This window comes from Mesorhizobium sp. M7A.F.Ca.CA.002.15.2.1 (genome assembly GCF_003998715.1).
Taxonomy (GTDB): Bacteria; Pseudomonadota; Alphaproteobacteria; order Rhizobiales; family Rhizobiaceae; genus Mesorhizobium; species Mesorhizobium ciceri.
The window spans coordinates 1-2,722 of record NZ_RZPI01000719.1 but is presented as its reverse complement, the minus strand read 5'-3'; the positions used below and the strand labels follow the sequence as shown (position 1 = coordinate 2,722).

Here is a 2,722-nt window from a genome sequence, read left to right as displayed (position 1 = left end):
AGCTGGAGGAGGTGAAATCCTCGCCGCTGAAAGCCGCGCCCTCTCCCTTCAAGCCGACCAATGACGACGAGCGCGCCATGGTTCGCAAGCTCATCCTCGACAGTTACAACTGGTTCGTCGACATCGTCGCCGAACGCCGCAAGATGAGCCGCGAACAAGCGCTGGTGCTTGCCGACGGCTCGATATTCACCGGTCGCCAGGGCGTTGCCAACGGGCTGATCGACGCCGTCGGTGGCGAGACCGTGGCGGTCGACTGGCTGGCGACCAAGGGCGTCGATGCCAAGCTCAAGGTCGTCGAGTGGAAGGATACCGAACGGCGCAGCGGCTTCCTGTTCTCGAAAGCGATGGCGCAAACGATCGGCAGTGCGCTCGGCCTGCCCGCCTACAGCAGCGACGTCATCCATGAACTCGGAGCCGACCGCTTGTTTCTTGACGGTCTCGTTTCCGTCTGGCACCCTTGAGAAGCCGTTTGGGGCAAGTGAAAAAAGCAAATAAAATCATCCTCATAATTTTGACCGCACTGCTTTCACGGGGACCCGTCTCATGATCAAGTCCGAACTTGTGCAGATTATTGCCACGCGCAATCCGCATCTTTTCCTGCGCGACGTCGAAAACATCGTCGGCGCGATCTTTGATGAAATCACCGACGCCCTTGCCGAAGGCAACCGGGTCGAGTTGCGTGGCTTCGGCGCTTTTTCGGTGAAAAATCGTCCCGCGCGCACCGGACGCAATCCGCGCACCGGCGAATCCGTCGAGGTCGAGGAGAAATGGGTGCCGTTCTTCAAGACCGGCAAGGAACTGCGTGAAAGGCTGAACGGCGGCAAGTAGGCGCGACGTCAGCGCCTGACGGCCTTTCGGACAGGCCAGCTTCCGACGGAAAACATCATGTTCAATCGCTTCATCCTCATCGCGATCTTCGTGCCCCTGGCGATCATCCTGATCGCACTCGCTGTCGCCAACCGCGAACTGGTCGCCTTCACGCTGGACCCGTTCAACCCCGGCAATCCGAAGCTGACCCTGACTTTGCCGCTGTTCATCTTCCTGTTCCTGGCGCTCGCCATCGGCATGATCGTCGGCAGTCTGGCTACGTGGGTCAAACAGGGTCGCTATCGCAAGCTGGCGCGCCAGCGCGGCGTCGAAGCCGAGAACCTGCGCCAGGCGGTCAGCCGTGCGCCGGCGGTATCACAAAGCCAGGCACCGGGGTCCGCCCAAGGGGCAGCATTGCCGAAGCCGACCGCTTGAGCCGCCAATCGGCGGTTTTGTCCTCACGGAGTTTTTCATGCTGACCATTTCGGCCGCAGAGGTCGACCATGCGCTGACCTTTCCCGGACTGGTCGAGACGCTGCGCATGGCGTTTCGCGACGGTGCGGTGCAGCCGGTCAGGCATCATCATACGATCGAGCGGCCCGATGGTGCCGCCTCCACACTGCTTTTGATGCCGGCCTGGACCGATCTCAACGCGGCCGGCACGTCGGCCGGCGGTCACGTCGGCGTCAAGATCGTCACCGTGTCGCCCGACAACAATGCCATCGGCAAGCCCGCGGTGATGGGGCTCTATCTTCTGCTCAACGGCGCCACCGGCGAACCCGAGGCCCTGATCGACGGCCAGCGGCTGACACAATGGCGCACCGCCTGTGCTTCGGCGCTTGCGGCCTCCTATCTCGCCCGCGACGATGCCTCGCGGCTGCTTGTGGTCGGCGCCGGCGCGCTGTCGCCCTTCCTCGCCAAGGCGCACTCGGCCGTGCGGCCCATCAAGACCATCCGCATCTGGAACCGCACCCCGGCCAATGCCGAGAAAGTCGCGGCCGATCTGTGCGCCCAGGGCTTCGCGGCCAGTGCGGCAAGCGATCTCGATACGGAGCTTGGGCAGGCCGACATCGTCTCCTCGGCGACGATCACGACCACGCCGTTGATCAAGGGCGCATTGTTGCGGCCGGGAACCCATGTCGACCTGGTCGGCGGCTTTACGCCGACGATGCGCGAGAGCGATGACGATGCGATCAGGCTTGCCCGCGTCTATGTCGACACCCGCGCCGGCGCCACCAAGGAAGCCGGCGACATCGTCCAACCGCTGGCCTCCGGCGTGCTGAAACCGGAAGCCATCGTCGCCGATCTGCACGAATTGGCGCGCGGCCGGAAGAAGGGCCGCGAGAGCGCCGGTGAGATCACGCTGTTCAAGTCGGTCGGAGCGGCACTCGAGGATCTTGCCGCCGGCATTGCCGTCTACAAGGCGCTCACGGCCTAGTTTACCGTTGCACCCATTTCGGCGCCCATCGCCTCGGCGATCACACGAAAATCGTGATCCCCGATTTCAAAAAGGCCAAAGCGAAGCTGATAACCCCAGTTCGACTTGGCCGCGGTGAAGTCCAGCCTGTCGAGCAGCGGCTTGATCGGCGCTTCCTCGGCCTTGGCCCATGCCACATCGCGGCGGAACGGCGTGAAGCCGGCGCCCATATCGCCCTGATAAGGCTCGCCTTCCCGCACGATGCCTATCGCCGTGAAAGCCTGCAGGCCGTCTTTGTCGCCCAAAACAGTGGTCGGCGAATAGTAGACGACGCCATCACCCGGCTTGACGCGACGCAGCGGTGCCGCCTTGCCGTGGTTGACCTGCATGAAGCCGGCTGTGCGACCACGCCGGACATGCTCGGCCGACGCCACCGCTATCCAATACGCGCTCATTTCTGTTCCCCATTGGCCTGTTCCCCGTCGGACAGCCAGTAGA

The 2,722-nt window shown here is 63.3% G+C and carries 5 protein-coding genes; 4 read left to right on the top strand and 1 reads right to left on the bottom strand.

What is annotated here, in order from left to right:
• The 4 genes from ENZ74_RS28140 to ENZ74_RS28125 all read left to right on the top strand — a co-directional run.
• On the top strand, positions 1–461 hold a 461-nt coding region (locus tag ENZ74_RS28140), incomplete at its 5' end, for a S49 family peptidase (protein WP_206522343.1).
• 82 nt (positions 462–543) lie between these two features.
• Positions 544–828: an integration host factor subunit beta gene (locus tag ENZ74_RS28135; RefSeq protein WP_006200394.1), complete on the top strand. Its 285-nt coding sequence runs from the start codon at positions 544–546 to the stop codon at positions 826–828.
• 57 nt (positions 829–885) lie between these two features.
• Complete coding sequence (locus tag ENZ74_RS28130; protein ID WP_024502826.1) at positions 886–1,242, top strand: DUF1049 domain-containing protein; 357 nt, start codon at positions 886–888, stop codon at positions 1,240–1,242.
• A 37-nt stretch (positions 1,243–1,279) separates the two neighbouring features.
• On the top strand, positions 1,280–2,245 hold the full coding sequence (locus ENZ74_RS28125; protein ID WP_063169008.1) for an ornithine cyclodeaminase family protein: 966 nt from the start codon (positions 1,280–1,282) through the stop codon (positions 2,243–2,245).
• Here the strand turns inward: ENZ74_RS28125 and ENZ74_RS28120 are convergent.
• Positions 2,242–2,679: an EVE domain-containing protein gene (locus ENZ74_RS28120; RefSeq protein ID WP_063169009.1), complete on the bottom strand. Its 438-nt coding sequence runs from the start codon at positions 2,677–2,679 to the stop codon at positions 2,242–2,244. The genes ENZ74_RS28125 and ENZ74_RS28120 overlap by 4 nt on opposite strands.
• Positions 2,680–2,722: the final 43 nt, after the last annotated feature.